Consider the following 26,111-nt stretch of genomic DNA (forward strand, 5'->3'; position numbering starts at 1 on the left):
GGTCCTTTGCTGGGGGACGTGTGCTGGGCGGGACCGCGCCGCCTCGGGAAGTCCGGGGGCGGGGCAGCACGGCACCGGTCATGCGGTGGTGCAGCAGTGCGGGTGGTGCAGCAGTGCGGTGGTGCTGTCCTGCAGCGGTGCTGTGGCGCGGTGGTGCTGTCGTGCCGTGGTGCGCGGCGGCCGGGGCGGGGGGCGCCCCGGCCGGCCGGGTCGGCCGGGTCAGCCGGGTCAGCCGACGGCGGGCCTGATCCGCCCGGTCACCGCGCCGAAGCCGACCCGGGTGCCGTCCGGGCCGGGCGCGGTGGCCGTGATCACGACCTCGTCGCCGTCCTCCAGGAACCCGCGGGTGGTGCCGTCCGGCAGCTTGAGCGGGTCCTGTCCGTTCCAGGTGATCTCGATGAACGCGCCGCGCCGGTCGCGATCGGGGCCGCTGACCGTGCCGGACGCGTAGAGGTCGCCGGTGCGCAGCGCCGCGCCGTTGACCGTCATGTGGGCGAGCTGCTGCGCGGCCGTCCAGTACATGCCCTTGAACGGCGGCCGGGAGACCTCGTGCCCGTTGAGTGCGACCGCCATGTCCAGGTCGAGCCCGGCCGGTGCGGCGGCCGTGTCGTCGAGGTAGGGCAGCAGCGGCACGTCGCGGGCGGGCGGCGCCGTCCAGGCGTGTTCGAGGGCGTCGAGCGGGACGATCCACGGGGAGACCGACGTCGCGAACGACTTGCCGAGGAACGGGCCGAGCGGCACGTACTCCCAGGCCTGGATGTCGCGCGCCGACCAGTCGTTCACCAGGCACACGCCGAACACGTGCGTGCGGAAGTCGGCCAGCGCGACGGGCTCGCCGAGCTTGGACGGGGTGCCGACGACGAACCCGACCTCGGCTTCGATGTCCAGGCGCTGCGACGGCCCGAACGTCGGCGCGGCGTCCGCGGGGGCCTTGCGCTGCCCGGACGGGCGGACGACGTCGGTGCCGGACACCACGACCGTGCCGGAGCGGCCGTGGTAGCCGATCGGCAGGTGCTTCCAGTTCGGGGTGAGCGGTTCGGAGTCGGGGCGGAAGATCCGGCCGAGGTTGGTCGCGTGGTCTTCCGACGCGTAGAAGTCGACGTAGTCGGCGACCTCGAACGGCAGGTGCAGGCGCGCGTCCTGAAGCGGTGTCAGGTTCGGCAGCACGTCGTGCCGGTAGCCGGGGTCGGTGAGCCAGGCGGTGATCTCCGCGCGCACGGTCGTCCACACCGGGCGGCCGGCGGCCATCAGCGGGTTGAGCGTGGCCGCGGACAGCAGGGCGGCGTGGTCCGATCCGGTGGCCTGGGCGACGGCGCCCGCGTCGAGGACCGCGTTCCCGACGGCGACGCCGATGCGCGGCGACGGGTCCTCGGTCGTGGTGAAGACGCCGTACGGGAGATTGTGGATGCCGAAGGGCGAATCGGCGGCGACCGTACCGGCCGGCAGCCAAGTGGACGTCACGGGTGCTCCAGGGATTCCGGGGACGGGCGGGCAGCGGATTCCGGCTTGTCTACGCGCGGCGACCGTAGCGCGGTTGCCCCCGGTGGGGCGACAAACCCCAGGTCGACGAGGTCGGCGAGGGGGTCCTCGATGCTGCACGAGCCGAACGCGGTGAACCGGGTGCGGGCGGCGGCGAGCGCCGCGGGCGTCTGCTCGCGCAGCAGCGCGACGAGTTCGGTGTCCTCGCTGCGGAGCAGTCCTTCGGCGATCTCGGGGCCTTCGTCGTTCTCCATGCCGGCCGCGGCGACCAGCACGTTGAGGAACCCGTGGTGCACGAATCCGGTGTCCGGGTCGGTGTGCCGGAGCGCGTTGTGCAGGCCGGCGGTGAGCTTGAACGGCAGGCGGCGGTCGACGCATCCGGCGAGGAACGCGGCGAGCGCGGCCGCGCTCGGGAAGGCTCCGGCGGTGGTGCCGCCGGTGCGGAACTTCGCCCGGTGCCGGGTTCCGGCGAGGGCGCCCAGCGCCGCGTCCAAGTCGGCGTCCGCGGGGATCTCGACGGCGCCGGCCACGTCTTCGGGCACGTGCTCGTGGTACGCGGCGACGATCGCCTCCGGCGTGCCGCCCGCGGTCTCCACGCCGTCGAGCACCAGGCCGGGCGTGCCGATGACCGCGGCCACGGCCGGTCCGACGCCCTCGGCACCGCCCGGGACCACGACGGCGACCCGCAGGGGGCGTTGCGGGTCGGCGAGCGCGACCAGGCCGGGGAGCTTGGCGGCGGAGACCAGGAACGGGCCGACCAGGTCCGCGTACCAGGCCTCGCGGTGCCGGTGGTGGGCTTCGACGGCCTCCGCGAGCGGGAGGTTGCCGGGCGGGAAGATCGCGGCGTCGTCGACGAGGCCGTGGAACAGCGCGGGGATGGTGCCGGGCGCGGCGGCGAGCGGGTCCGTGGTCACGCGGCGGGCCCCCGTCCCGACCAGGTCCACGCGTAGGCGGGGTCTTCCGCGGCGAGGCCGCCTTCGCCGAGTTCCAGGGGGCGGAACGTATCCACCATGACCGCGAGTTCGTCGAAGAAGTGGACGCCGATGCTGCGCTCGTACGCGCCCGGCTGCGGGCCGTGGGCGTGGCCGCCGGGGTGCAGGGAGATCGAGCCTTGGCCGATTCCGGAGCCCTTGCGGGCTTCGTAGTTGCCGCCGCAGTAGAACATGACTTCGTCCGAGTCCACGTTCGAGTGGTAGTACGGCACCGGGATCGACAGCGGGTGATAGTCCACCTTGCGCGGCACGAAGTTGCAGATCACGAAGTTGTCGCCCTCGAACACCTGGTGCACGGGCGGCGGCTGGTGCACGCGTCCGGTGATCGGTTCGAAGTCGGCGACGTTGAAGGCGTAGGGGTAGAGGCAGCCGTCCCACCCGACGACGTCGAACGGGTGATGCGGGTACGTGTACCGCGTGCCGACCGGGGCGCCGTGCGCGCCGCGGTGCTTGACCAGCACGTCCACGTCCTCGCCTTCGGCGACGAAGGGCTCGTCGGGGCCGCGGAGGTCGCGTTCGCAGTAGGGCGCGTGTTCGAGGAACTGGCCGTACTTGGACAGGTAGCGCTTGGCCGGGCTGATGTGGCCGTTCGCCTCGATGCAGTACGCGCGCAGCGGCTCCTCGCCGGTCGGCACCCAGCGGTGCGTGGTGGCGCGGGGGAGCAGCACGTAGTCGCCTTGGCCGACGGTGAGCACCCCGAAGACGGTCTCGACGACGGCGTTGCCGGACTCGACGTACACGCATTCGTCGCCGAGCGCGTTGCGGTAGAGCGGGCTCGCGGCGGTCGCGACGACATAGGAGATCCGGACGTCGGCGTTGCCCAGGACCAGGCGGCGGCCGGTGACGGCGTCCGCCCCGTCCTGCCCCGCGAACAGCGTGTGCAGCTTGAGGTGCCGCGGCTTGAGCGGGTGGTTGGGCGTGGTGGCCTGGTCGGGCAGGTCCCAGGCCGCGGCGTCGACGATCGCCGACGGGATGTGGCGGTGGTAGAGGAGCGAGGAGTCGGAGAAGAAGCCTTCCTCGCCCATCAGCTCCTCGTAGTAAAGGCCGCCGTCGGGGGTGCGGTGCTGGGTGTGCCGTTTGTGCGGCACCGACCCGAGCCGCCGGTAGTAGGCCATGACTTCACACCCTCGATTCGTGCGCGGCGGTGCTGCGGTGCGCTCTTGCCGGGGCGGTGCCCAGGCAGTGGAGCGATATGCGTGCTTGCGTGCCGGGTTGCGGAACGCCTGCCTGTGCCCGTTCCCGGGTGGCGGGAGATCCAACCGGGAAACTCTGTAAAACCTTTTACTAATTCGGAGCGTAGCACCGGGGGTGGTTGCCGACCAGCCCCGTGCGCCCGCTTGACGCGACGGCAACGCCGGGCGATTCTGGGTGTATGACATTTGTAAGACAGCATGGAGGTGAGCAATGAGTGCCGCGGCGGCGTCCCGGAAGAAGGCCGAGAAACCGGCGGCCGCGGCGCACGCCCGGCTGCCGCACGGGGGCGAACCGGGCCCGAGCAAGCTGGCCCAGGTCCGGCTCCGGCCCGACGAACTCGACGCGCTGCACGAAGTCATGCGCGTGCTCGATCTCAGCTCGACCTCGGAAGCGCTGCGTGAGGGGCTTCGGCTGCTCTCCCGCGAGGCCGCCGAAGTCGGTGCGGCCCGGGAACTGCGCACGTTCTACGGCGGACAGCCCGCACCCCTGCCCGCGGGGACGGCCGACGTCACCGAGGACGAGCTCGCGGAAGCGGACCGCATGCAGTGGTGACGCCAGGTGCCGCCTTGCGCGGCGAAGTGTGGGTCTGCGCGCTGCCCCAACCCGTGGGCCCACACCCCGTCGTCATTCTGACCGTGAACCGGATCGCCGAGCCGCTGTCCGCCGTGACCGTCGCGGTGGTCACGGGAACGGCCGGGCCGGCAGTCACGCACATCCCTCTCGGGGCCGGGTCCGGGCTGACCAAGTACGCCGAGTCGTACGTCAACTGCACGGACCTCCACACCGTGGCCAAACCGAGGCTCGGGCGGCGGCTCGGCTTGCTGGCACCGGCCGAACTACGGCAGGTCGAGAACTCGGTGCGCTTGATCCTCGGTCTCCAGCACTGATCCGCAGGAAGCGCGCCGGCCTTCCGCGTCGGCGCGCCCGTGGGTCGCGGACCGGGCGCGTACCCTGACCGGGTGCCCGACCCCGTCGCTCCCCCTGCCGGACCTGCTTCCGGCTCTGCTTCCGGCCCTGCCGAGTCCGTCGCGTCCGCTGTGCCCGATCGCGGCCCCGACGGGCCGGATGCGGCCGCGGGCGTGGACTTCCTGTCCTTCGTCGACTTCGCGGTGCGCCGCGCGGCGGAGCTGCAGCCCGGGCAGGACGGCGCCGCGCAGCGGCTGATCCTGCTGCTGAACCGGGTGGCGAGCGTGGTGACGTACGACCTCGAATCCGCCGTCCACCGGCCGCACGGGTGGACGTGGTCGGGCTTCCGGCTGCTCAACGTGCTGTACCTGGCGGGGCCGACCGAGGGAAAGCGGATCGCCGCGATGTCCGGCATGAGCCGTGCCGCGGTGTCCAGCCTCGCCAACACGTTGGAGAAGCAGGGGCTCGTCACCCGCGAACAGGCGGCGCACGACGGACGCGCGGTCACCCTGCGGCTCACCGCCTCCGGCGAGGCGGCGATGTCGGCGGCCTATCGCGAGCACAACGCCCGCGAACGCCGGTGGGCCGACGGCCTCACCGAGGCCGAGTGCGAGACCCTCACCGCCCTCCTCGGCAAGCTGGCGGCACACGCGACGAGCGACTGGGTCCGGCGGCGGGACTGACCGCGGGACGGCCGGTTTCCCCGGGCCGAAAAAATCTCCGAGAAAACTTCCCCGGCCATGTCGAGAACGCGCGGCGTGCTCCGTCCCCGGGCTGAACGCGGCCACACTGGGTCGCACCAGCACCGAGGAGAACCACCATGGCCAAGTACCTGCTGCTGAAGCACTACCGCGGCGCTCCGGACCCGGTCAACAACGTGCCGATGGACCAGTGGACGCCGGAGGAGGTCACCGCGCATATCCAGTACATGAACGACTTCGCGGCCCGGCTCGAAGCCACCGGCGAGTTCGTCGACGCCCAGGCGCTCGCCCCCGAAGGCACGTGGGTCAGCTACGACGGCGAGGGCCGTCCGCCCGCCACCGACGGCCCCTTCGCCGAGACCAAGGACCTGGTCGCGGGCTGGATGGTCATCGACGTCGACAGCTACGAACGCGCCGTCGAACTGGCCGGCGAGCTGTCCGCGGCACCCGGCGCGGGCGGCAAGCCGATCCACGAGTGGCTCGAACTGCGGCCGTTCCTCACCGAGGCCCCCACGGTCACCGAGTGACCGTGCCGATGGACGAGGCACTGATCCGGCGCCTCACGCCGAACGTGCTCGGCATCCTCGTCCGCCGCGGAGCAGACTTCGCGGCGGCCGAGGACGCCGTCCAGGAAGCGCTGATCGAGGCGATACGGAGCTGGCCGGCGGACCCGCCTCGGGACCCCAAGGGCTGGCTGGTCACCGTCGCCTGGCGCAAGTTCCTCGACGCGGCCCGGGCCGACGCCGCCCGGCGGCGCCGCGAGGACCTCGTCGACGAGGAACCGGCGCCGGGGCCCGCGCGCGAGGCGGACGACACGCTCCGGCTGTACTTCCTGTGCGCGCACCCGACACTGACCCCGGCGTCCGCGGTGGCCCTGACGCTGCGTGCCGTCGGGGGTCTGACGACGCGGCAGATCGCCCAGGCGTATTTGGTGCCCGAGGCGACGATGGCGCAGCGGATCAGCCGGGCGAAGCGCACGGTGTCGGGTGCGCGACTCGACCAGCCGGGCGACGTCGCCACCGTGCTGCGGGTGCTCTACCTGGTCTTCAACGAGGGCTACTCCGGGGACGTCGACCTCGCCGCCGAAGCCATCCGGCTCACCCGGCAGCTCGCGGCGGGCATCGACCACCCGGAAGTCGCGGGACTGCTCGCCCTGATGCTGCTCCACCATGCCCGGCGCGCGGCCCGCACGGCGCCGGACGGCAGCCTGGTCCCGCTCGCCGAACAGGACCGGAGCCGCTGGGACACGGCAGCGATCGCCGAGGGAGTGGTGGTGCTCCAGGCCGCGCTCTCCCGCGACCGTCTCGGCGAGTTCCAGGCGCAGGCCGCAATCGCGGCACTGCACGCCGACGCGCCGAGAACGGAGGAGACCGACTGGGTCCAGATCGTCGAGTGGTACGACGAACTCGCCGCGCTGACCGACAACCCGGTGGTCCGCCTCAACCGCGCGGTAGCGGTGGGCGAGGCCGACGGCCCACGCGCGGGCCTGGCGGAGCTGGCCACCGTGGACGCCACGCTCCCCCGCTACACGGCGGCGTCGGCCTACCTCCACGAACGCGCCGGCGACGCCGACACCGCGGCGCGCCTGTACGCGGAAGCCGCCCTCCACGCCCCGAACCTGGCGGAACGGAACCACCTGACGCGGGAGGCGGCCCGGTTGAATACGCGGGGACGGGGCTGAGGAACGGGGCGACGGGGCGGCGTCGCGCTCGGTGTCCTGCGGAGACGGACGGGTCGCCGACGCGGGCTTCGGGTCGCCGGGTGCGGCCGGGGGCGGATCCGCGCTGCGGACAGGACGGCGACGCCCTCGGCGGGCGCCGGACGCAGCTCCATCGCAGGCGGGCGGGTCGGCAGCGCGCGGGCTGGTTGAGCCCGTCTCGCGCACCCGCTCCGCACAGCCCACCCTGACCGCGCCTGCGCCGGCACGTGAACCGCCAGGGTCCCGGTCCGCTCCGGCGCGCGCCCTCCGGGTGCCCGAACTCGCGCTCCCCCGCTGCCCGGTCCCCGCCGCCCCGGGACACCCCGACCGCACGCCGCCACGCCCTGTCGCTCGGCGAACAAACCGATCCCCCACTCCCGCCTGCGCACCCCCGAACCCGACCTGACTCGCGCCCCGGCGACGCCGCGCGGTGCCGCACCCTCGTCGCCCGAAGCCGCGCAACCCCACAGCGCAGCCTGGGCCGACGCAGCGGCCACCCCCGCACGCGGCCGACGCAACACCACGCCGTCCCTCCCTCCCACTCGGCCACCGCGAGCCTCTGCCCGCGTCCTCCCTTCCCCACCCGTTCACTCGATCGAGGCAGCGCTTCGCGACTCTTCGCGGTCGAGTGCTTACTATCAGTGCCATGGCGGCGACTCTGCCCGGTCCGGGCAGCCCTCGGCCGCGCTCTCGTCGGGGCGGAATCCCCGGAGGTGGCGCCGCGGTGGGGCGCGCGCGAGCGCAGTCGGAAGCCGCAGCGCCCGAGCTGTCCCCTCGCCGGGGCACGGCGCGTCGGAGCGACGCCGGCGCCTCCGCGTCGAAGCGTGCCCGGCGCGGCCTCCCCCGCCTCCTCGTCGCCGTCGCACTGGCCGCCTTCGCCCTGCTCACGCTGGCGCACGGTCTGGCGTGCGCGCCGCACGGGGCCTCCGGCGGGTCGGATCACACGAGCGTCCTCGCCAACCCGGCCTCCGCCGCCCTGCCGATCGCACCGCATGCCGCACCGCGCGGTACGGCGCACGTCGATCCGCGGCCCGCCCCGGCCCGGCACGGCGGCTTCTTCGCCGACGCCCCGTTGCCCGACGCCGCCGTCCCCCGCGACGCGCTCGCGCCCGACGTCTTCCCGCCCGGCCGGGCCGTCCCGGACACCGGCGCCGACGGCCCCTGGTCGGTCACCGCCGCGGCCGACCACACCCGCACCCCGGACGACGGCACCCGCGTCGGCGACCTCGGCACCGACCGCACCACCGACTCCGACGCCGACCGGGCCCTCAACCCCCGTACCGCCGACCGCGCCCAGGCCCGCACGGGATCGCCGTACGTTCCCCCCACCAACACGATCCGCGTCGCCGCCGCGGTCGCCGGGGTGGCCGCGCACAGCGCCGCCCCGGCGCACCTGGCCGACACCCCGGCCGCCGCGACGCCCGACGGCCCGGCCGAGGGCACCGGCGAGCCCACCGAACTCCCCTGCGACACCCCGGCCGGCTGCGCCCGCCAAGCCGTGCCGAACACCGCCGCTCCGCCGCTCGGCGGTGCGTCGCCGCTCCTGCCGCCGCCCGTCGCCGCCGACCCGTCCGGCGATCCGGGGCCGCTCGCCCCGCTGGCCCGGCAGCGTTGTGTGAAGCGGGCGTTGCCCGGGCACCGCCCCGTCCTCGACCTCGTCTGCGTGAGCCGGACCTGACCGGCGGCGCCGTCACGCGCCGCCGACCCGTCCCGCTGCGTTCACGCTCACCGTCCAGAGGACCCCATGCACCGCACCACCCTGTCTTCCGCCCTGCCCGCGACGACCGTGCCCACGACAGCCCCGCCGGCCTCCGCCCCCACCGCGGACGACGCACCGGAACAGCCCGGCCGCCTCCCCGCCCCCGTCCGCACCCCCGCCGGCCTGGTCGGCAACACCCCGGTGCTGTGTATCGGCGCACCGCTCACCCCGCCGGGTCGGTCGTTCTGGGCCAAGCTCGAAGGCGCCAACCCCGGGGGCATCAAGGACCGCGCCGCACTGCACATGGTCGCCCGCGCCCGGGCGCGCGGCGTGCTGGCGTCGGGCGCCCGGATCGTCGAGTCGACGTCCGGCACGCTCGGCCTCGGGCTGGCGCTCGCCGGGCTGACGCACGGGCACCCGGTCACGCTGGTCACCGATCCGGGCATGGAGCCGCCGCTGCTGGGCCAGTTGCGGGCGTACGGGGCGGACGTCCAGGTCGTCGACCGCCCGCACGACCACGGCGGCTGGCAGCGGGCCCGCTGCGAGCGCGTCGCCGAACTGCTCGCCGCCGAACCGGGCGCGTGGTGCCCCGACCAGTACGGCAACCCGGACAGCGTCGACGCCTACACCGCCCTCGGCCTCGAACTCGCCGCACAGCTCGGCCGAGTGGACGTGCTGGTCGCCGCGGTCGGCACCGGCGGCCACTCGGCCGGCACCGCACGCACGCTGCGGTCGCTCAGCCCGGGGCTGCGGCTGGTGGGCGTCGACTCGGTCCGTTCGACGATCTTCGGCCAGCCCGCCGGGCCACGGCTGATGCGCGGTCTGGGCAGCAGCATCCATCCGGGCAACGTCGACCACGACGCGTTCGACGAGGTGCACTGGGTCGCACCCGCGGAAGCGGTGTGGGCGTGCCGGGCGTTGGCCCGGCACCACCGGGCGAGCGGCGGCTGGAGCGTCGGCGCCGTTGCCTTGGTCGCCGGGCGGCTCGCGGGCGAACTGCCGCCGCACACCCGGATCGCCGCGGTGTTCCCGGACGGCATGCACCGCTACTGCGGCACCGTCTTCGACGACGCCTGGTGCGCCGCCCGCGGCCTGACCGCGACAGCGCCGCCGGAACCCCCGCTCACCCTGCACGACCCGGGCACCGAGGTCGCCGAGCGCTGGACCCGCTGGACCCGCCGCCCCACCCCGGAGGCCGCGGCATGACCGCCCCGCGCACGCAGACCGACGCCAAACCCGCCCTCCCCCTCACCACCACCTGGCGCAGCTTCCCCGCCCCTCTCCGCTTCCTGACGGTCAACCAATTCACCATCAACGCGGGCTTCTACATGCTGATGCCGTACCTGGCCGCGCATCTCGCGGGCCCGCTCGGGCTGGCCGGCTGGGCGGTCGGCTTCGTGCTCGGGGTGCGCAACCTGAGCCAGCAGGGGCTGTTCCTGCTCGGCGGCGCGCTCGCCGACCGGTACGGCCGCAAGCCGATGATCGTCGCCGGCTGCCTCCTGCGCACCGCCGGGTTCGTGCTCCTCGCGGTGGCGACGTCGCTGCCCGCGCTGGTGGTCGCCTCCGCGGCCACCGGCTTCGCGGGGGCGCTGTTCAATCCCGCGGTGCGCGCGACGGTGGCGGATCAGGCGGGCGACCGCCGGGTGGAGGCGTTCTCCGTCTTCAACCTCTTCTACCAGGCGGGCATGTTCGCCGGGCCGCTCATCGGACTCGCCCTGCTGGCCTTCGATTTCCGTTGGGTCGCCGCCGGATCCGCGCTGCTGTTCGGGGTGCTGAGCGTGTGTCAGATCCTGCTGCTGCCGTGCGACGCGAAGCCCGCGGCCGGGCACGCCGGGGTCCTGGCCTCCTGGCGCGAGGTGTTCGCCAACCGCCGCTTCCTGGCCTTCTCCGCGGCGATGACCGGCACCTACGTGCTGTCCTTCCAGGTCTACCTGGCGCTCCCGCTCCAAGCCGAGCGGGCGTTCGGCGATGCCGGGGACACCGCCACGACCGCGCTGTTCGCGGTGTCCGCACTGACCGGCGTGCTGGCGCAAGGCCGGCTCACCGCATATGCCCGCGCCCGCTGGTCACCCGGCCGGGCGATCGCGCACGGCGCGGCGCTGATGGGCGCCGCGTTCGTCCCGCTGCTGCTGTCCGGCGGCCTGGCGGCGTTGCTCGCGACGACGGCGCTGCTGGCCGCGGGGTCGGCGCTCGCCTACCCGTTCGAGATGGACACCGTCGTGCGGCTGTCCGGCGACCGGCTCGTCGCCACCCACTACGGCCTCTACAACACCGTGTGCGGAATCGGCATCACCGTCGGCACGATCGGCACCGGCGCGCTGTGGGACGCGTCCGCGCGCGCCGGGCTGACCGCGCTGCCGTGGCTGCTGATGGCGGCGACGGGCCTCGGGTGCGCGGTGTGTGTGGCGGCGTTGGACCGGTCGGGGCGGCTCAGGCTCGCGCACTCCCCCGGATGATCGGTTTGGCCGGGGCCGGGTTGCGGCCGAGGACCACGTCCTCGGCCGCAACCTCGGTGAATCCGGCCCGCTCGAACGCGGCCACCGGGTCGCGGGTCAGCAGGCAGCCGCCGAACAGCCGCTTCCACACCGGCTCGATGCGCTGCTGCGTGCGCCGCGCCTTCGCCGACGGCGCGCCGACGTGCTCGATGAACAGCACCTTGCCACCCGGCTTCAGCACCCGCTTGGCCTCGGCCACGGCCTTGTCCAGGTCGGCGACGGAGCACAGCACGAGAGTGCACACGACGGTGTCGAACTGCCCGTCGGCGTACGGGATCCGCTCCGCCGGGGCGGGCATCAGCTCGACCGGCACCGGCGCGCGGTCGAGCCGGGTGCGCAGCACCTTGAGCATGGCCGGGTCGGGTTCGACGACGCTGAGCCGGTCGGCGTTGACGTAGTGCGGCAGGTTCCCGCCCGTCCCGGCGCCGATCTCCAGCACGTTGCCGGTCGCCTCGGCCAGCAGCGCGGCGCGCACTTTGGCGAACCCGGCCCGGTCGGTGACGTCGCAGAGGCGGCGGTAGAAGACGGCGAAGACGGGGTGGCTGCGCACGGGGCGCGCGGTGGTTGCGTCGGCCATGACCCCGAACGTACGCCCCCGCATGCCCTGCCGGGAGGCCCTTGTGCAAGCCCCCCGGCCCGGGACCCGGGCCCGCGTGCGCCGGGCACCCGGAACATTCCGCCGTTGCGCTTGGTTGAATGGTCAAGGACCTGCGGCGCGGGTCCGGTTTCGTGTGCTCGGGTGCCGTGGGAAGTGGGACGAAAGTGCTGGTTGAGGTCTACAGCGACATAGCGTGTCCGTGGTGCTACGTCGGGAAGCGCCGGTTCGAGAAGGCGCTGGCCGAGTTCGCCGGCGCGGACGCCATCGAGGTGGTCTACCGCCCGTACCAGCTCGACCCGACGACGCCGGAGCAGGCGGCGCCGCTGTCCGCGCATCTCGCGGCGAAGTTCGGCGCCGACGCGCTGCCCGCGATGCACGCGCGGCTGAACGAGGTCGGCATGGGCGAAGGCATCTCCTTCGACTTCGACAAGGCGCTGTCGGCGAACACGTTCACCGGGCACCGGCTGCTGTGGCACGCGCTCGACGCGTACGGCCGCGACACCCAGGCCGCGCTCAAGGACCGCCTGCTGAAGGCCTACTTCAGCGAGGGCGCGAACGTCGGCGACCACGCCCAGCTGGTGGATGCGGCCGTGGACGCGGGCATGGACCGCGACCGCACCGCGGCGTTCCTGGCGTCCGACGCGGGCGTCGAGGAGACCCGCCGGGAGATCGACGAGGCGCGGCAGATCGGCGTGACGGCCGTGCCGACGTTCGTGTTCGCGGGCAAGTGGGCGGTGCAGGGCGCACAGGAGACCGAGACGTTCGCGCGGGTCCTCGCCCAGGTCACCGAGCAGGTCGCGGCCGAGGCCCCCGCCGCCGACGAAGCGGCCAAGCCCGGCGAGGCAGGCGAGGCAGGCGACGACTGCGCGGACGGCGCCTGCGCGGTCTGATCCGCGGCGACAACCGGAGAACCGCGTCCCCGACGGCCCGTCCACCCGACACCGGGGTGGGCGGGCCGTCGAGGTGTGCCGCGCGGACGGTGCTCAGCCACCCTCCCCGCGGCCCCCGCGCCGGCGCCGGGGCGGCTCCCCTGAGCCCCGGATCCGGCGCGCGGCCTGACGGACGACCCGTCGTTCACAGCCGCTTCGCGTAGCCGATCCCCGCCGCGTCCCAGTACGCGGCCTGCGCGGCCAGCCGGCCGCGGAAGCCGTCCCAGTCCCGCGCGTCCCGCGGCGACCACGCGGTCTCGGCGACCCCGGCCAGGCGCGGGAACACCAGGTACTCGGCATCGGCCACCGAGGTCACCGTCTCGCCCCACAGCGCCGCTTCGACGCCGAGCACCGCGTCCTGGGGAACGCCGTCGAGGTGCGTCGCGGGCTCCCATTCGTACGACTGCCGCACGTCGACGGTGCCCGCCCACGTGAGCCCGAGCCGCTCGCCGCCCGCGTACGCCATGTCGAGGTAGGTGTGGTCGGCGGGCGCCAGGACGACCTTCGCCCCGCCCCGGGCCGCCGCGGCGACCCGGTCGGCGTCCTTGCCGGACTGGTTCCAGTACTCCAGCACCGCGCCGGGCACCGGTGCCGCGTCCGCGAGCTGATGCCACGCCATGACGCGTTTGCCGTGCCGCTCCACGACGGACTGAGCGCGGGCCATGAACCGCGCGTACGCGTCCTTCGGCAGGGTGTGGGCCTCGTCGCCGCCGATGTGCAGGTACGGACCGGGGGTGAGCGCCGCGATCTGCCCGACGACCTCGTCGACGAACGCGTACGTCTTCTCGCTGTCCACGCACAGCGCGCTGAACCCCACCTTGACGCCGGTGTACGGCGTGTATGTGCCCCCGTCGCAGCCGAGTTCGGGATACGCGACCAGGGCCGCGTTCGTGTGCCCCGGCATGTCGATCTCCGGAACGACGGTCACGAACCGCTCCGCCGCATAGGCGACGACCGCCCGGTAGTCGTCCTGCGTCCAGAACCCGCCCGGCCCGCCCCCGACTTGGGTCGCCGCACCGACACCGGTCAGGTTCGGGCGCCCGTCGATCGCGATGCGCCAGCCCTGGTCGTCGGTGAGGTGCAGGTGCAGGGTGTTGAACTTGTAGCGCGCCAGGTGGTCGACGAAGCGACGCGTTTCCGCGGGCGTGAAGTAGTGCCGCGCGAGGTCCAGCGAGAAGCCGCGGTACGCGTAGCGCGGCCGGTCGGCGACACTGCCGCCGGGCACCGTCCACCCGTCGGCCTGCGCGCCGGCCGCGGACTCGACCGCGGCGGGCAGCAGTTGGCGGAGCGTGGCGACACCGAAGAACAAGCCCGCCGGGCGCGCCGCACGGATGGCGACGCCTGCCGCGGTGACGTCGAGCCGGTAGCCCTCCTCGCCGTCGTGGTCGAGTGCGCCCGGCTCCAGCGCGAGGGTGATCCCGGCGGGCGCGTCGGAGGCCTCGACGGGCAGCGGGTAGCCGGTGGCGCGGCGCAGCAGTCCGGCCAGGAACTCGCCTACGCCGGCGGCCTCCGCGGATCCGGGTGCGGTGTGGATGCGGGTGCCGGGGGCGAGCACCCAGGCGGCCCCGGGCGCCGCCGCGGCCCGCACGGGCACCGGGACGAGCGCGGAATATCCGGCGGTGGAGGGCACGTTCGACTTCTCCTTGCCCGGCTCGGCGGGGGTGGACGGGGGCGCCCCCGGCTCGGACGACGAGCAGGCCACCGTTCCGGCCGCCGCGAGCAGGAGCACGGCGAGCAGGATGGAGGCGTGCAGCGACGGCATGCGCAAGGGACCTCCCCCGACGGGCACCCACAATTGGTCCAGACCACCCTAGGGGAAGGCGGGCCCGTGATCCACCGCACCAAGGCCCGGAAGTGGCCCGGAAGCGGCGAGGAAGCGGCCCGGAACTCGCCGGAACCGGCGGGGCACGACCCTGGGGAAACGCCGACCGGGCCGGGACCGCAGGGGCGTCCGCCCCGCGATCCCGGCCCGGTCCGGGCGCGTCGCTCCGTCTCGGTCAGATCGCCACGACGTGGACTTCCAGTGTCGTCCACGCCCCGACGTGCACACGGTCCCCGTCCCGGAGGACGACCGGCACGTTGGCGTCGATGGCTTCCTCACCGCCGTTGATCGTCGTCCCGTTGCGCGAACCCGGGTCGACGAGCGTCCAGCCGGTGCCGTCCTGGTTCATGAACACCACATGCAGGTGCGAGATCCCCGGGTCGGACGGCGGACCCGACAGGTCGATCTCCGGTCCCCCGGACGCCGTCTCGGTGGTGCGGCGCCGGCCGACCCGCACGCGCGTGCCGTCGAGCTGCACCGTCCACGGCTCGTGGTACGGCGGGAACCGCATGCCGCTCGCGTCCGGCCCGCCTTGCGCCACGACGCGCCGGAAGTACTCGTGGTCGGCGGTGATCGTCACGATCCACAGCGCGCCGGTGGTGGGCGGCGAAGGCGGCATGGGGACAAACGGGCCCGGCCCCGGATCGGGAGACGGGTAGTAGGGCCCAGGGTCGGTCGACGGCACAGGGTGCACAGGGACGTACGGGTCCGGCCCCGGCATCGGCATCGGATCCGGGGACGGGTAGTACGGCCCGGGATCGGTCGACGGCACAGGGTGCACAGGGACATAGGGGTCCGGCCCCGGCACCGGCATGACCGGAGGCGGGTAGACCGGCCCGGGATCGGTCGGCGGCTGCTCCTGGAACTGATGGCCGCATGCTTCGCAGAACAGCCAGCCGCCGGTGCGCGGCGTGTTGCACACCGGGCAGTGCTCGGTGAACGGCGGCACGGGCGGCGGCCCCATGCCGTCGTCCGTCCGGAGGCCGCACTCGTCGCAGTAGCCGTCGTCGGCGACCGAGTGGTGGCCGCGCGGGCAAATCGCCATGTCAGCGCCTCCTTCTTCCGTGACGACGACGCGCGGCACGGGGCCGCCGGTTCGGGCGTTTCGGGTCATCATGCCGGTTGGGTCCGACCGGCCCACCGGCGCGGTCCCGTACCCGGGCCCGCGCCGGCGCCCGGCTCACGTCTTGGGCCGCAGCCGGGACGTCTTGACGGAGTCGGTGTCCAGCCGCATCTCGTCCTCCACGGAGACCTTGCTGCGGTCCTTGAGCTTGATCGTGCCGGTCACCGGCTCCACCTCGACCAGGTTGCGGAGCAGCTTGGCGGTGTCCTCGTCCTGGGCTTCGGCGGCCAGCGCGTAGGCGCGGCCGAGCTTGGCGGTGGCCTCGTCGTCGTCGCCCTGGCGGCGGGCTTCGAGGCCGCCCTGGATGGCGGCGGCGAGTTCCGCGCGGCCGGTGTACATGGCCACTTCGCGGCTGATCTTGGTGGAGAGTTCCTCGTTGTCGGTCCACTCGCCGAACACGCCGATCCGGGTGAGTTCGGTCTCGGAGCCGTCGGGGCCGCGCGACACCAGGCTGACGAGCGCGACGCGCACCCGGTCGTTGAGGTCGGCGGGCCGGACTTCCAGGCAGATGTGGTAGTCGCGGCTCTCGGCGCCCCACGAACCGGTCGGGTAGTCGCCGATGTTCGTCCCCGCGTCGGCGCGGCGGTCGGTGAGGTCCTCGATGGTGGGCCGGACCTGCTTGACGAACCGGACCTTCGCGGTGCCGGGGGTGCGGACCCGCAGCGCGACGTCCGCGACGGCCTTGCCCATCGCGTTCTCGATCATCGCGGTGAAGTCCTCGACCAGCTTCGCCGGTTCGGCGACCAGGTCGAGCGAGCCGAGCAGCCCGGACGCGACCTTGCGCAGCTCGGACACCACCCAGTCGGTGCCCACGCCGCGGCAGTCGCACGTGAACACCCCCTGGCAGGCCTGGATCGCGGCCTCCAGGTCGGCTTCGGTCTCGCTCTCGTCCTTGCCGTCGGTGAGCAGGATCGCCTGCCGGATGGTGTGCGGATACGGCTCCAACAGCCGCTTGGCCGCCATCAGCCACTGCCCCATGGCGGTGCCGCCGCGGGACCGCAGCCGGTCGACGGCGCGCTTGGCCTCGGCGCGCGTGGTCTGGTCGAGGACGACGAGCCGCTCGTCCTGCGGGTACACCATCGTCGCCATGCCGGTGCCGGACACCACCGCGAACAGCGTGCCGTCGCGCATCGTGTCGATGGCCGCCTTGGTGGCCTGCTTGGCGGCGATCAGCTTGGTGCCGGGAAAGTCCATCGACCCGGACGTGTCGACGAGGATCACCTGAGCGGCCTGGCTCGTCACCGGCACCCCGGTCGCGCCCGCGCCGGACGCGGTGACCTGGGCTATCGCATGGACGACCTGGCCGCCGAGCGGCACGTATTCGTTCTGGAAGACCTGGACGTCGAAATCGGGCACGCCGGGCGTGCTCGGATTGGCGGCCATGGGCGGCTACTCCTTGGGGTCCGGCCCGGCCTGACCGGCGGGCGGGATGGGGACGTGAGCGGCGGGCGGGTAGGGCACCAGCACCACCGTGATGTTGTCGGCGCCGCCGGACTGGAGCGCGTAGTCGGTCAAGGCCCGGGCGGCGCGCAGCGGCTGGGAAAGCCCGTAGGGCAGCGCGAACGCGGACAGCGTCGCGGCGGCCTGCACGTAGTTCCACAGCCCGTCGCTGCAGAGCAGCACCGCGCCGGGGTTGTTCGGACGCATGGTCATGACGCGGGCCCGGACCTCGCCGGCGTCGGCGCCGAGCCACGACACGATCGCGTGCGCGCGTTGGTCGGCGTAGGCCTGGGCCTCGGTGAGCTGGCCGCACGCCACCATGCGCGCGGCCCACGAGTCGTCCTCGGTGAGCAGCACGGACGGGGTCGGCAGCCGCAGCGTGTCCTCGACGGGCGCGGGCTCGTCGAGGGCGCCGTCGCGGCCGTTCCCGCCGCCGGGCGCGTCCGGCATGGCGATGCGCACCGGTTCGTGGTCGGGTTCCGGCGCCGGGTGCAGGACAACGCCCCCGCCGCGGGCGGGCAGCGTCGCGTCGCCTTCGGCGACCGGGAGTTCGTCGGCGGAGAGCCAGTAGGCGCGGCTGTCGCCGACCCAGCCGATCGTCACCGACGACGGAGTGACGACCGCCGAGACGTACGTGCACGCCGGCGCGTTGCCGTCCGGATCGCCGGGCCCGGCCAGCCGGGCCACCGCGCGCGCCGCCGCCGCGGCCGCCGACCCGGTGGCCGCCTCGGGCCCCGCTCCGCCGCGCAGCGCCGACGCGAGCGCGGCGCAGGCCGACCGGACCGCGGTCGCGGACGCCTCGTCGGGGCGCGGCGACGACGACACACCGTCGCAGACCACCGCCACGACCGTGGGTCCGCCGCCGTGCGCGGACGGCACGACCTGGACGGCCATGGCGTCCTCGTTGCGCCGGTGCCGCAGCCCGCGGTCGCTGACGCCCGCGGTGATCTTCAGGTCGGTCTCGACCGAGTCGCGTGGGTTGAACTCCCGGCCGCACGCCTCGCACCAGCCGTCCGGGGAGATCGACGCGGTCCGGCAGAACCGGCACGTCGCCCCCGCGAACTCGCCGCGGCGCGGCGCGCGTTCGGCGACCGGCGGAGCCGGCGCGGCACGGCGCAGGTCGTAGCCGCACGCCTCGCAGAAGAGATGGCCCGGCTGCGGCACCACACCGCAGTTCGGGCAGGACTCGCCCGACCCGTCGGGCACGGCCTGCGCGGGGACCGTCGGCCCGACGGACGCCGCGGGCGACCCGGACGCCGGGGAGGCCGGGGGCGGGGCGCCTGGCACCCATCCCATGGCGCTCACACCCATGTCCTCGGTCGGACCTCGTTGGCCATGTCCACCAGTGCCACCCGTTCTTCCATGCTGTCGACGTGCCGTGCCATCGAGCGGTACGTGCGTTCCAACGCGAACCGCAGCGACCGCTCCTCCAACGCGCTGCCCAGGACCGGGCCGGCCTGCCCCGTGGCACCCGCGCTGCCGTGCGTGACCCAGTCCAGGGCGGCGCGCAGCAGCACGGCGGCGAGCCGGTCGTGCGCCTCGCCCTCCAGCGGCAGCGCCGTCAAGTGCCCCGAGGCCTGCACCAGGTCGATCTCCAGGTGGTCCACCGGGTCGCGGTCGCAGACCCGGGTGCGCAGCGCGGCGGTCTGCGCGGCGACGTGGTAGGCGGACGTGTCCGGCACCGACTCCAGGGTGGCGACCGCGCCGGGGCGGTCGGCGAGCGCCTGACGGCACCGCGCGAGGCCGAACGCGGCACTCACGTACGACCGGTCGGTGCGCCACACGCCGTCGTACTCGCGGGCCGCATCAGCGTGCCGCCCGACGAGTTCCAGGCACAGCCCGAGGGCCAGGCGCGGGGCGCGTTCGCCGGGCAGCAGGGCGCGGACCGCGTCGAACGCGCCGAGGGCGTCCGCGTTGCGGCCCTCCGCGAGCGCCGCGAGGCCGCGGTACCACAGCAGCCGCCAGTCGTCCGGGTCGATGTCGTCGAGGAAGGCCTCGGCGCGCACGATCTGGCCGCGTTCGATGCACACGTACGCCAGCCGCAGCGTCGACTCCGGCGTGCTCACCCCCGCCGCGGTCAGCGCGGCCAGCAGCTCGTCGGGATCGTTGGTCGGCAGCGACGCGAGCAGGCCCGCCGCCGGGTCCGAGGGATCGACGCGCGGCACGGGCAGGCCCGCGGCGAGCACGCTCGGCTTGGGCGCGGCGGGATCGTCCCACGCGGTCATGTCCGGGTGCCCGACCCGCGTCTCCGGGCCGAACAGCCCGGACAGCGCGGGCTTCGGCTCGCCGCCGCGCGCCGCGACGACCTCGCGCAGCACGCCCAGGCACTGCTCGGCCATGTCCGCCGCGGACGCGAACCGCTGCGCCGCGTCCGGGTGCGTGGCGCGCAGCAGCAGCCGGTGGTACGACTCGAACTCCTGGAACAGCGGCACTTCGCTCGCCGGCGGGAGCGCGTGCTTCCACTTCTTGGTGAAGTTCGCGAACGGGAAGCTCAGCACCGCCATCGACCGCCCGACCGTGTACAGGTCGGACTCCGGGGTGGGGCCGTCGCGTTCGATCTCCGGCGCCTGGTAGCCGACGGTGCCGTAGATCGCGCCGTACTCGTCGTCGATCTGCCGCACGGCGCCCATGTCGATCAGCTTGAGCTGGTCGTCGGTCTGGATGACGTTGTCCGGCTTGAAGTCGCAGTAGACCAGGCCGCGGCCGTGCAGGTGGCCGAACGCGGGCAGGATCTCGATCATGTACGCGAGCACCTGGTCGAGCGGCAGCACCGCGCGCCGGTCCTGTGTCTCGGTGCGGCGGCGTTCCAGCAGGTCCTTGAGGGACATGCCGCCGACGTACTCCATGACGATGTAGGGCTCTTGGTCGCCGGTGTACTTGTCCACATGCGAGACGACGTTGCGGATGTTGACGATGTTGGCGTGCTGGATCTGGGCGAGCGCCCGCTGCTCGGCCACCGCCGCCTCGCGGGCGTCCGTGTCGTTGCTGCCGAGCAGGCCCTTGAGCACGACCCAGGCGTCGTGCACGCCCCTGTCGATCGCCAGGTAGACCCAGCCGAAACCGCCGCGGGCCAGGCAGCCGACCACCTCGTACTGGCCTCCGACCACATCTCCGGGTTCCAGCTTGGGTGCGAACGAATACGGCGTGCGGTCGTACGGGCAGAAGCCGTTGGCGATGCCCGGCTTGCCGTCCCGGCCGCGGCCGACCGGCCGCCCGCAGGCCTCGTTCCGGCAGAACCGGCGCTCTTCGGGGATCGCCGGGTCGCGCATGAGTATCGACGCGGGGTCGCGGACCGGCACCGCCGGGATCTCCACGATGCCCGCGCCGAGGCGCCGCCCGGTCGGCACCGCGCCGGTGCGCCGCGACGTCCGGCCCGAGGTGCGCCCGGTGCCGGTACGGCCCGACGACGCGGTCCCCGACCGGGTCCCGCTCGCGGACGTGCCCGTCCCGCCGCCGGTGGTGGCCGGTTGGAGCGGGGCGCGCCCGCAATCCTCGCAGTACCCGTCGGCGTCGATCTCGCCAGTCCCGCAGTCGGGCCGGTTACAGATCGCCATGGTCCTTGCCCTCCCCCTGCGTCGACCGCACTATTCCGGCGGCAGTGTCCCGGTTTCCTCCGGGTATCGGACGAACGCCACGAGAAGCGGCGGAAGTTCCCCCGCCCGTGGTAACCGCGTCCTGGTAATCCGCGACCAGCCGGGCGGCGTGGTCGAGGTCGCACGGCGCGCGCCACAGCGCGTCGTACGCCTGCTGGTGCAGCACCTCCAGCGCGGCGTCCTCGCCGCGGCCGCGGCCGCCCGCCATGGCGCGGTACGCCTGGAGCAGGCCGCGGAGTTCGTCGCGGCGCGCCAGCAGCGCGTCGAGGTCGGTGCGGGCCGCACGGAGGCGTTCCGCGGCCCCCACCAGGTCCCGTTCCAGCGCGCTGAGCTGCGCGGACAGCTGCGGCCACGCGTCACGCCGGCGCAGGTCCGCGACCTGCGCGGCGCGCGACCGCAACGGCGGGGACTGCGGGGTGATTTCCGGCAGTCCACGGGCGATCCGGGCGCTGACGTGGGCGCGGCGCCGGTGCGCTTCGGCTTCGTCGGCGGCGAGCACGTCGACGAGGCCGGCGACGCGCTGCATGCGTTCCTCGTAGCGTTCCTGGAGCAGCTTGAGCTGCCGCAGCCCGTCGCGGACGCCCGCCAGGTCGCGGTCCAGGGCGGCCAGGTCGACGCTGCCGAGGCGGGCGTCGGGGCGGGCTCCGGCGAACCGCAGCGGGTCGGCGGCGACCAAGTGCCGCGCCTCGTCGAGGCGTTTGCGCACGTCGGCGACCACGCGGGCCTCGACGGCGAGCGCCGCGGCACCGCCGAGGCGGTCGACGAGCGCGGCCGCCTCGGTCGCGGACGCTTCGACGCGGTCCAGGCGCGGCAGGATTTGCGTCCACACCTCGTCGACGGCGGCCACGAGTTCGGTCGCGCGCCGCCACACCTGGTTCATCTCGGCGACGAGCGCGTCGAAGGTCACCCGCCGCACCCCCGCCTGGGGATCGACGAGGTCGCGCTGGGCGATCGGCACCTCGACCCCGGGCACCACGATCGACGGGCCCGTCAGCAGGCGTGCCATCTCGTCGAGTTCGGTGCGCGAGGGGCGGGAGCGGCGGGCCCGCAGGGTGCGGACCTCGTCGAGGACGGCGCCGTAGGCGGCGTACAGCTCCCACAGGCGGGCGATGTCCGCGCGGCACGCGGCCCAGCGGTCCCGGGTGCGGCCGTCCAGCGCGGCGCCTTCCAGGAGCCGGCGGCCGGGATGCTCGTCGAGCGCCATCAGGCCGGCCGAGATCCCGTCGGACTCGGACTCCAGCCGGGCGACGGCCTGGTCGATGTCGTCGCGCGTCCACATCGGGTCGGGTGCGGTCACGGCTGGTCCCGCCAGGAGGTCACCGCGGGCGGCTTCGGGTCGGCGTCGTTGAGCGAGTTCCCGATGTACTTCCGGTAGAGGTCCTTCCAGGTGCCGTCGGCGCGGAGCTTGGCGAGGACGCCGTTGACGTACCGCACGAAGTCCGGGTTCTCCTTGGCGATCGCCATCGCATATGGCTCTTGGCTGACCGGGGGTCCGATCACCTCGGTGAACACCGGGTCCTGCGCCTGGAGCCCGGCGAGGATCGTGTCGTCGGTCGAGACCCCGTCGGCCTCGCCCTTCTGGAGCTTGACCAGGCAGTCCGCCCACGTGTCGCCGGTCACCGGGACGATGCCGGTGAACGGCGGCTGCTTGATGCGCGTGAACGACGTCGAGCCGTCGAGCGCGCAGACCCGCAGGCCGGTCATGCCGGCCAGGCCCTGCCGCTTGACCGCGGCGGGGAGCGCCGGGTCCTTCTGCACGAGAACCTCCTGCCCGGCGCGGAAGTACACGTCGGAGAAGTCGACCTTCTGGCGGCGCGAGCAGTCCACGGTCATCGTCATCGCCACGATGTCGACCTTCCCGTCGGCCACCATGGGCACCCGGTCGGCGTTCTTCAGCACCCGGAAGCGGATCCGGCCGTCGTTCGCGTCGCCGAAGATCGCCTTGGCGATCTCGCGGAGCAGGTCGACGTCGAAGCCCTTGAGACGGCCGTCGGCCGGATCCACGTACCCGAACGGGTAGGTGCTCTGGTCGACGCCCGCGGTGAAGTACCCCTGCGTCTTGATGTGCTGCAAGAGCGAACCGTCCGGGAACGAGGTCGGCAGCACCGTCGGGGGCTTCAGGCTGAGTTCGGGGTTGCCGCAGTTCGGCGTCGGGCCGGGTTCGGGGGTTCCGGCGGCCTGCGGACGGGCGGCCTGCGCGGCGCCGATGGGCGCGGGAGCACCTGTCGTGGACGTTCCGCAGGCGGATGCGAGGAGCACCGCGGCGGTCGCGGCGAAGGCGAGGGCTGCTCGGGTGCGGGTCGTCTGCTTCCGGCCGCGCGCGGCGGCGGTCCCGGTCATCGGTACTCCCCCAACCTGCGCCGCATGCCGTCGACGATCCCGACCGCGGCGAGCACCGCGAGCACGACCACGCCGACGCCCAACCCGGCCAGTTCGTCCCGGCCTTGCTTGACCGACTTCTCGAAGTCGGCCTGGTCCTTCTTGATCGCGTCGGCCAACGCGCCGTCGGCCCGGTCGAACGCCGTCTGCGAGCCGCCCTTGTCGCCGATGACCTCGGCCACCGCGCCCGCGTAGTCGACGTTCTCGTACTTGACGTTCACGCCATCGTGCGCGGTCTGCCAGTCCCCGACGGCGCCGCGCGCCTTGTCGATGTCGGCGAGCGTCACCGGGTCGCCCGCGGACAGCCGGGCTGCCTCGCCGAGCAGCCGCTTCTCCGGTGCCGGGTCGCCGGTGCTGCCGGACAGGTCCGCGAACTCGCCGTTGAGATCCGCCTCGTACTTGCCGTTGTCGGTACCGCGCTGCACCAGGATCTGGCCTTCGTCGCCGCGCGCCCGCAGCACCGCGAACCGGGCCGCGGACAACGCCTCCACCGGCCGCCACCCGCCGTCCCGGCTCTCCGTGAACCGGTCGCGCGCACTCGACAATCCGACACTCACCCACACCAGCAGCGCCGCCACCGACAGGCAGGCCAGCAGCAGCCCCGGGTTGAACACCCGCTTCGTCCGGCGCGCCAACCACACCTGCGCGACCACGAGCGCCGCCAGCGCCAGCGCCCCGGCGGCCATCGCCGCCACGGGTATGCCGGTGGCCCGGTCGTGGTCCCGGCGCAGTTGCTTGCCGGCCTCCTCGTGCAGGGCCGCGGCATCGACCAGGATCACGTCCTGCATCTGCTTCGACGCGGCCCTCAGCCACGCCGGACCGACCGTGTGGCCTTGCCGCGTCTCGGTCTTCGCCCGGGCGACGTCCTCCCGGTACTGCGGCACCTCGACCGACAGCCGGGACAGCAGCTCGGCGACGTTGCCCGTGGCGCCCGCGGACGACGCGGCCATCAGGGTGCGCTGCGCGCTGTCCATGTCCTGCTCGTAGCGGTCGCGCAGCGCGGGCTTCTCGATGCCGCCGGACAGCAGCGCGGCGGCCGCGGTCGCGTCGGCGTCCGCCAACGACCGGTACAGCTCCTGTGTGCGCACCGCCAGCGGCTCACTGCGCGTCGCGACCCGCTCCGCGGCATCCGACCGCTCCTTGACCGCCACGAACCCGAACACCCCGGCCAGCAGCGCCAGCACGACGAGCACCACCCCGGTCGAAGCCAACCGGCCCGGCGTCGTACGCGCCACGCGCACGACCCGCCGCACCCACCGGCCCCGCGTCCGCGGCTGGACCGCACTCGCCTCCGGCTGCGCCACCGCCATGACCACCCTGCGACCTCCCCCAACCTGCCGACTGCCCCACCGAACCGGAAGCCCCCACCCCGAAGCTATCGCGGCCCTTGGCCATTGCTTCGATGGTCTTCCCTCAATCCCGGTTGAGTACCACAACTCATCCCGGTCACCGGGCCGATCCGCCATCGTGACCGCATGACGTCGAACCTGCCGAGGCACCGCGAGCGCACCGAACGCGAGTTCATCGACGAGCCCCGCTCCCACGGCCCGCTGATCATGCTCGCGGTCGTCCTGTTCCTGGCCGGCGGCTTCCTGTTCCTCGAGTTCCTCTCCCAGGCGCTGTCGCCCGACGCCGCGTGGGCCCAAGTGTGCCTGTGGACGTCCCTCGCCTCCACCGTCCTCGCCAGCGGCATCACCATCAAGATCACCGCCCACGCCGCCCGCCAGGACCGCCGCTGACCCGGCGAGGAATCCCGATGGCTTCCGTTGCCGCCCGCGGCCCGGTCGAACTCGTCCAAGCCCTGCATCCCCACGACGTCCCGGCTTCCCTCGCCTGTGAACTGATGCTCCTCGCCCCGCTGTGACAGCCCCCGTCGCGGCCGTCGTGTCAGCGCCGTGTCAGGGCCGTCTCAGCGCTGTCCTCCGCTCCCTCCGCCGCTGTCAGCGGCGTGTGCGGGCCGTATCAGGGCCGCCCGGCACCTTGGTTCTCGTCGGAAGAACAGCGCCGACGGCCGCCAAGGCCGCCGGCCGACGGAACGGAGGAGCACATGACCTACGCCATCGAAGCCGAAGGGCTGGTCAAGCGGTACGGGAAGACCACCGCACTGGCCGGGATCGACCTGGTCGCGGAGCAAGGCACGGTGCTGTCGCTGCTCGGCCCGAACGGCGCCGGGAAGACCACCACCACGCGGGTGCTGGCCACGCTGGTCACCCCCGACGCGGGCCGCGCCCGGGTCGCCGGGTTCGACGTCGTCAAGCAGTCGGCGGACGTGCGGCGGCTGATCGGCCTGACCGGGCAGTACGCCTCGGTCGACGAGGAGATGACCGGGTTCGAGAACCTGCTGCTCCTCGGACGGCTGCTCGACCTGTCGCGGGCCGACGCCAAGGCGCGGGCGAGCGAGCTGCTCGAACGCTTCCAGCTCAGCGAGGCCGGCGGCCGCCCGCCCGGCACCTACTCGGGCGGTATGCGCCGCCGTCTCGACCTGGCCGCGAGCCTCGTCGGACGCCCGCAGTTCCTCTACCTCGACGAGCCCACCACCGGTCTCGACCCGCGCAGCCGCGGCGACGTGTGGGACCTGGTGCGCGGGCTGGTCCGCGACGAGGGCGTCACCGTGCTGCTCACCACGCAGTACCTCGACGAGGCCGACCAGCTCGCCGACGACATCGCCGTCATCGACCAGGGCCGCGTCATCGCCAACGGCACCGCGGCCGCGCTCAAGGCGCAGGTCGGCGAGCAGAGCCTGGAGATCCGGCCCGAGGACCCGGCCCGCGCCGAGGACACCGCCGCGATCCTCGCCGAGCTGGCCGGCCGCAAGCCCGACCTCCGCAACGGCTTGGTCACCGTCGCGGTCCCGGACCCGGGGCTCCTCACGGCCGTCGTCCGGCGCCTGGACGACGCCGGCATCCGGGCCACCGAACTCGCCCTGCGGCTGCCGAGCCTGGACGAGGTCTTCCTCGAACTCACCGGTCACCGCAGCGGCGCGGACGACGCCGACGGCACCGAAGCCGACAAGGCCGCCTGACCCGCACCCCGACCACCCACAAGCCGCACACCGAGAAGGA

The 26,111-nt window shown here is 73.9% G+C and carries 23 protein-coding genes; 11 read left to right on the top strand and 12 right to left on the bottom strand.

The window, feature by feature from the left end; genetic code table 11:
* Window positions 1–228: 228 nt before the first annotated feature.
* From fahA to ABEA93_RS21790, 3 genes are read right to left on the bottom strand one after another with little or no spacing between them, the layout of a single operon-like run.
* Window positions 229–1,461 carry a fumarylacetoacetase gene (gene fahA, locus ABEA93_RS21780; RefSeq protein WP_345677349.1) on the bottom strand — a complete coding sequence of 411 codons (1,233 nt, stop codon included), beginning with the start codon at window positions 1,459–1,461 and terminating at the stop codon, window positions 229–231.
* Window positions 1,458–2,393 carry a hypothetical protein gene (locus tag ABEA93_RS21785; RefSeq protein WP_345677350.1) on the bottom strand — a complete coding sequence of 312 codons (936 nt, stop codon included), beginning with the start codon at window positions 2,391–2,393 and terminating at the stop codon, window positions 1,458–1,460. Before ABEA93_RS21785 ends, fahA begins: the two co-directional genes overlap by 4 nt.
* Window positions 2,390–3,586, bottom strand: a complete 1,197-nt coding sequence (locus ABEA93_RS21790; RefSeq protein ID WP_345677351.1) for a homogentisate 1,2-dioxygenase — start codon at window positions 3,584–3,586, stop codon at window positions 2,390–2,392. The genes ABEA93_RS21785 and ABEA93_RS21790 overlap by 4 nt, the downstream gene beginning before the upstream one ends.
* Window positions 3,587–3,875: 289 nt before the next feature.
* On the opposite strand from ABEA93_RS21790, the gene ABEA93_RS21795 reads away from it, so the two are divergent.
* The 8 genes from ABEA93_RS21795 to ABEA93_RS21830 all read left to right on the top strand — a co-directional run bounded on the left by ABEA93_RS21795 (window position 3,876) and on the right by ABEA93_RS21830 (window position 11,126).
* Window positions 3,876–4,217: a hypothetical protein gene (locus tag ABEA93_RS21795; RefSeq protein WP_345677352.1), complete on the top strand. Its 342-nt coding sequence runs from the start codon at window positions 3,876–3,878 to the stop codon at window positions 4,215–4,217.
* 14 nt (window positions 4,218–4,231) lie between these two features.
* Window positions 4,232–4,552 (top strand): type II toxin-antitoxin system PemK/MazF family toxin, encoded by a 321-nt coding sequence (locus ABEA93_RS21800; protein ID WP_345677353.1) that lies wholly within the window; start codon window positions 4,232–4,234, stop codon window positions 4,550–4,552.
* Window positions 4,553–4,624: 72 nt separating this feature from the next.
* Window positions 4,625–5,254 carry a MarR family winged helix-turn-helix transcriptional regulator gene (locus tag ABEA93_RS21805; protein WP_345677354.1) on the top strand — a complete coding sequence of 210 codons (630 nt, stop codon included), beginning with the start codon at window positions 4,625–4,627 and terminating at the stop codon, window positions 5,252–5,254.
* 137 nt (window positions 5,255–5,391) lie between these two features.
* On the top strand, window positions 5,392–5,799 hold the full coding sequence (locus ABEA93_RS21810; protein WP_345677355.1) for a YciI family protein: 408 nt from the start codon (window positions 5,392–5,394) through the stop codon (window positions 5,797–5,799).
* An 8-nt stretch (window positions 5,800–5,807) separates the two neighbouring features.
* A complete protein-coding gene (locus ABEA93_RS21815) occupies window positions 5,808–6,953 on the top strand; it encodes an RNA polymerase sigma factor (protein ID WP_345677420.1) in 1,146 nt (381 codons plus the stop codon).
* Between the two features lie 742 nt (window positions 6,954–7,695).
* On the top strand, window positions 7,696–8,649 hold the full coding sequence (locus tag ABEA93_RS21820; protein WP_345677356.1) for a hypothetical protein: 954 nt from the start codon (window positions 7,696–7,698) through the stop codon (window positions 8,647–8,649).
* 66 nt (window positions 8,650–8,715) lie between these two features.
* Window positions 8,716–9,876 carry a PLP-dependent cysteine synthase family protein gene (locus tag ABEA93_RS21825; protein ID WP_345677357.1) on the top strand — a complete coding sequence of 387 codons (1,161 nt, stop codon included), beginning with the start codon at window positions 8,716–8,718 and terminating at the stop codon, window positions 9,874–9,876.
* Complete coding sequence (locus tag ABEA93_RS21830) at window positions 9,873–11,126, top strand: MFS transporter (RefSeq protein WP_345677358.1); 1,254 nt, start codon at window positions 9,873–9,875, stop codon at window positions 11,124–11,126. The genes ABEA93_RS21825 and ABEA93_RS21830 overlap by 4 nt, the downstream gene beginning before the upstream one ends.
* On the opposite strand, the gene ABEA93_RS21835 is transcribed toward ABEA93_RS21830, so the two are convergent.
* Window positions 11,101–11,742, bottom strand: a complete 642-nt coding sequence (locus ABEA93_RS21835; RefSeq protein WP_345677359.1) for a methyltransferase domain-containing protein — start codon at window positions 11,740–11,742, stop codon at window positions 11,101–11,103. The genes ABEA93_RS21830 and ABEA93_RS21835 overlap by 26 nt on opposite strands.
* 185 nt (window positions 11,743–11,927) lie before the next feature.
* Between ABEA93_RS21835 and ABEA93_RS21840 the strand changes: the two genes are divergently transcribed.
* The gene (locus ABEA93_RS21840; RefSeq protein WP_345677360.1) at window positions 11,928–12,653 is read left to right on the top strand and encodes a DsbA family oxidoreductase; all 726 of its coding nucleotides are present in this window, start codon (window positions 11,928–11,930) and stop codon (window positions 12,651–12,653) included.
* A gap of 184 nt (window positions 12,654–12,837) precedes the next feature.
* Here the strand turns inward: ABEA93_RS21840 and ABEA93_RS21845 are convergent, their stop codons facing one another.
* The 8 genes from ABEA93_RS21845 to ABEA93_RS21880 form a co-directional block, all read right to left on the bottom strand.
* A complete protein-coding gene (locus ABEA93_RS21845) occupies window positions 12,838–14,454 on the bottom strand; it encodes a beta-N-acetylhexosaminidase (protein ID WP_345677361.1) in 1,617 nt (538 codons plus the stop codon).
* 235 nt (window positions 14,455–14,689) lie between these two features.
* The gene (locus ABEA93_RS21850; RefSeq protein WP_345677362.1) at window positions 14,690–15,559 is read right to left on the bottom strand and encodes a double zinc ribbon and FHA domain-containing protein; all 870 of its coding nucleotides are present in this window, start codon (window positions 15,557–15,559) and stop codon (window positions 14,690–14,692) included.
* Window positions 15,560–15,694: 135 nt separating this feature from the next.
* A complete protein-coding gene (locus tag ABEA93_RS21855; RefSeq protein WP_345677363.1) occupies window positions 15,695–17,020 on the bottom strand; it encodes a VWA domain-containing protein in 1,326 nt (441 codons plus the stop codon).
* Between the two features lie 6 nt (window positions 17,021–17,026).
* Complete coding sequence (locus ABEA93_RS21860; protein ID WP_345677421.1) at window positions 17,027–18,373, bottom strand: protein phosphatase 2C domain-containing protein; 1,347 nt, start codon at window positions 18,371–18,373, stop codon at window positions 17,027–17,029.
* Between the two features lie 5 nt (window positions 18,374–18,378).
* Entirely contained in the window at window positions 18,379–20,631 is a 2,253-nt protein-coding gene (locus ABEA93_RS21865) for a serine/threonine-protein kinase (RefSeq protein ID WP_345677364.1), read from the bottom strand.
* Window positions 20,618–21,967 carry a hypothetical protein gene (locus ABEA93_RS21870; RefSeq protein ID WP_345677365.1) on the bottom strand — a complete coding sequence of 450 codons (1,350 nt, stop codon included), beginning with the start codon at window positions 21,965–21,967 and terminating at the stop codon, window positions 20,618–20,620. Before ABEA93_RS21870 ends, ABEA93_RS21865 begins: the two co-directional genes overlap by 14 nt.
* Window positions 21,964–23,010 carry a glutamate ABC transporter substrate-binding protein gene (locus ABEA93_RS21875; protein ID WP_345677366.1) on the bottom strand — a complete coding sequence of 349 codons (1,047 nt, stop codon included), beginning with the start codon at window positions 23,008–23,010 and terminating at the stop codon, window positions 21,964–21,966. The genes ABEA93_RS21870 and ABEA93_RS21875 overlap by 4 nt, the downstream gene beginning before the upstream one ends.
* On the bottom strand, window positions 23,007–24,359 hold the full coding sequence (locus tag ABEA93_RS21880) for a hypothetical protein (protein WP_345677367.1): 1,353 nt from the start codon (window positions 24,357–24,359) through the stop codon (window positions 23,007–23,009). The genes ABEA93_RS21875 and ABEA93_RS21880 overlap by 4 nt, the downstream gene beginning before the upstream one ends.
* A 165-nt stretch (window positions 24,360–24,524) precedes the next feature.
* Here ABEA93_RS21880 and ABEA93_RS21885 point away from each other — a divergent pair, with 165 nt between their 5' ends.
* Both ABEA93_RS21885 and ABEA93_RS21890 read left to right on the top strand, forming a co-directional pair.
* Complete coding sequence (locus tag ABEA93_RS21885; RefSeq protein ID WP_345677368.1) at window positions 24,525–24,788, top strand: hypothetical protein; 264 nt, start codon at window positions 24,525–24,527, stop codon at window positions 24,786–24,788.
* Window positions 24,789–25,096: 308 nt separating this feature from the next.
* The gene (locus ABEA93_RS21890; protein WP_345677369.1) at window positions 25,097–26,071 is read left to right on the top strand and encodes an ATP-binding cassette domain-containing protein; all 975 of its coding nucleotides are present in this window, start codon (window positions 25,097–25,099) and stop codon (window positions 26,069–26,071) included.
* Window positions 26,072–26,111: the final 40 nt, after the last annotated feature.

Origin of the sequence: Yinghuangia aomiensis, from assembly GCF_039542225.1 — a bacterium.
In the GTDB taxonomy this organism is placed as follows: domain Bacteria; phylum Actinomycetota; class Actinomycetes; order Streptomycetales; family Streptomycetaceae; genus Yinghuangia; species Yinghuangia aomiensis.

Excerpts from the sequence above, each read along its gene's own strand:
- ABEA93_RS21790 (WP_345677351.1), bottom strand. The coding sequence starts at position 3,586 with ATGGCCTACTACCGGCGGCTCGGGTCGGTGCCGCACAAACGGCACACC.
- ABEA93_RS21795 (WP_345677352.1), top strand. The coding sequence starts at position 3,876 with ATGAGTGCCGCGGCGGCGTCCCGGAAGAAGGCCGAGAAACCGGCGGCC.
- ABEA93_RS21810 (WP_345677355.1), top strand. The coding sequence starts at position 5,392 with ATGGCCAAGTACCTGCTGCTGAAGCACTACCGCGGCGCTCCGGACCCG.
- ABEA93_RS21815 (WP_345677420.1), top strand. The coding sequence starts at position 5,808 with ATGGACGAGGCACTGATCCGGCGCCTCACGCCGAACGTGCTCGGCATC.
- ABEA93_RS21825 (WP_345677357.1), top strand. The coding sequence starts at position 8,716 with ATGCACCGCACCACCCTGTCTTCCGCCCTGCCCGCGACGACCGTGCCC.
- ABEA93_RS21830 (WP_345677358.1), top strand. The coding sequence starts at position 9,873 with ATGACCGCCCCGCGCACGCAGACCGACGCCAAACCCGCCCTCCCCCTC.
- ABEA93_RS21835 (WP_345677359.1), bottom strand. The coding sequence starts at position 11,742 with ATGGCCGACGCAACCACCGCGCGCCCCGTGCGCAGCCACCCCGTCTTC.
- ABEA93_RS21845 (WP_345677361.1), bottom strand. The coding sequence starts at position 14,454 with ATGCCGTCGCTGCACGCCTCCATCCTGCTCGCCGTGCTCCTGCTCGCG.
- ABEA93_RS21850 (WP_345677362.1), bottom strand. The coding sequence starts at position 15,559 with ATGGCGATTTGCCCGCGCGGCCACCACTCGGTCGCCGACGACGGCTAC.
- ABEA93_RS21855 (WP_345677363.1), bottom strand. The coding sequence starts at position 17,020 with ATGGCCGCCAATCCGAGCACGCCCGGCGTGCCCGATTTCGACGTCCAG.
- ABEA93_RS21860 (WP_345677421.1), bottom strand. The coding sequence starts at position 18,373 with ATGGGATGGGTGCCAGGCGCCCCGCCCCCGGCCTCCCCGGCGTCCGGG.
- ABEA93_RS21865 (WP_345677364.1), bottom strand. The coding sequence starts at position 20,631 with ATGGCGATCTGTAACCGGCCCGACTGCGGGACTGGCGAGATCGACGCC.
- ABEA93_RS21875 (WP_345677366.1), bottom strand. The coding sequence starts at position 23,010 with ATGACCGGGACCGCCGCCGCGCGCGGCCGGAAGCAGACGACCCGCACC.
- ABEA93_RS21880 (WP_345677367.1), bottom strand. The coding sequence starts at position 24,359 with ATGGCGGTGGCGCAGCCGGAGGCGAGTGCGGTCCAGCCGCGGACGCGG.
- ABEA93_RS21885 (WP_345677368.1), top strand. The coding sequence starts at position 24,525 with ATGACGTCGAACCTGCCGAGGCACCGCGAGCGCACCGAACGCGAGTTC.
- ABEA93_RS21890 (WP_345677369.1), top strand. The coding sequence starts at position 25,097 with ATGACCTACGCCATCGAAGCCGAAGGGCTGGTCAAGCGGTACGGGAAG.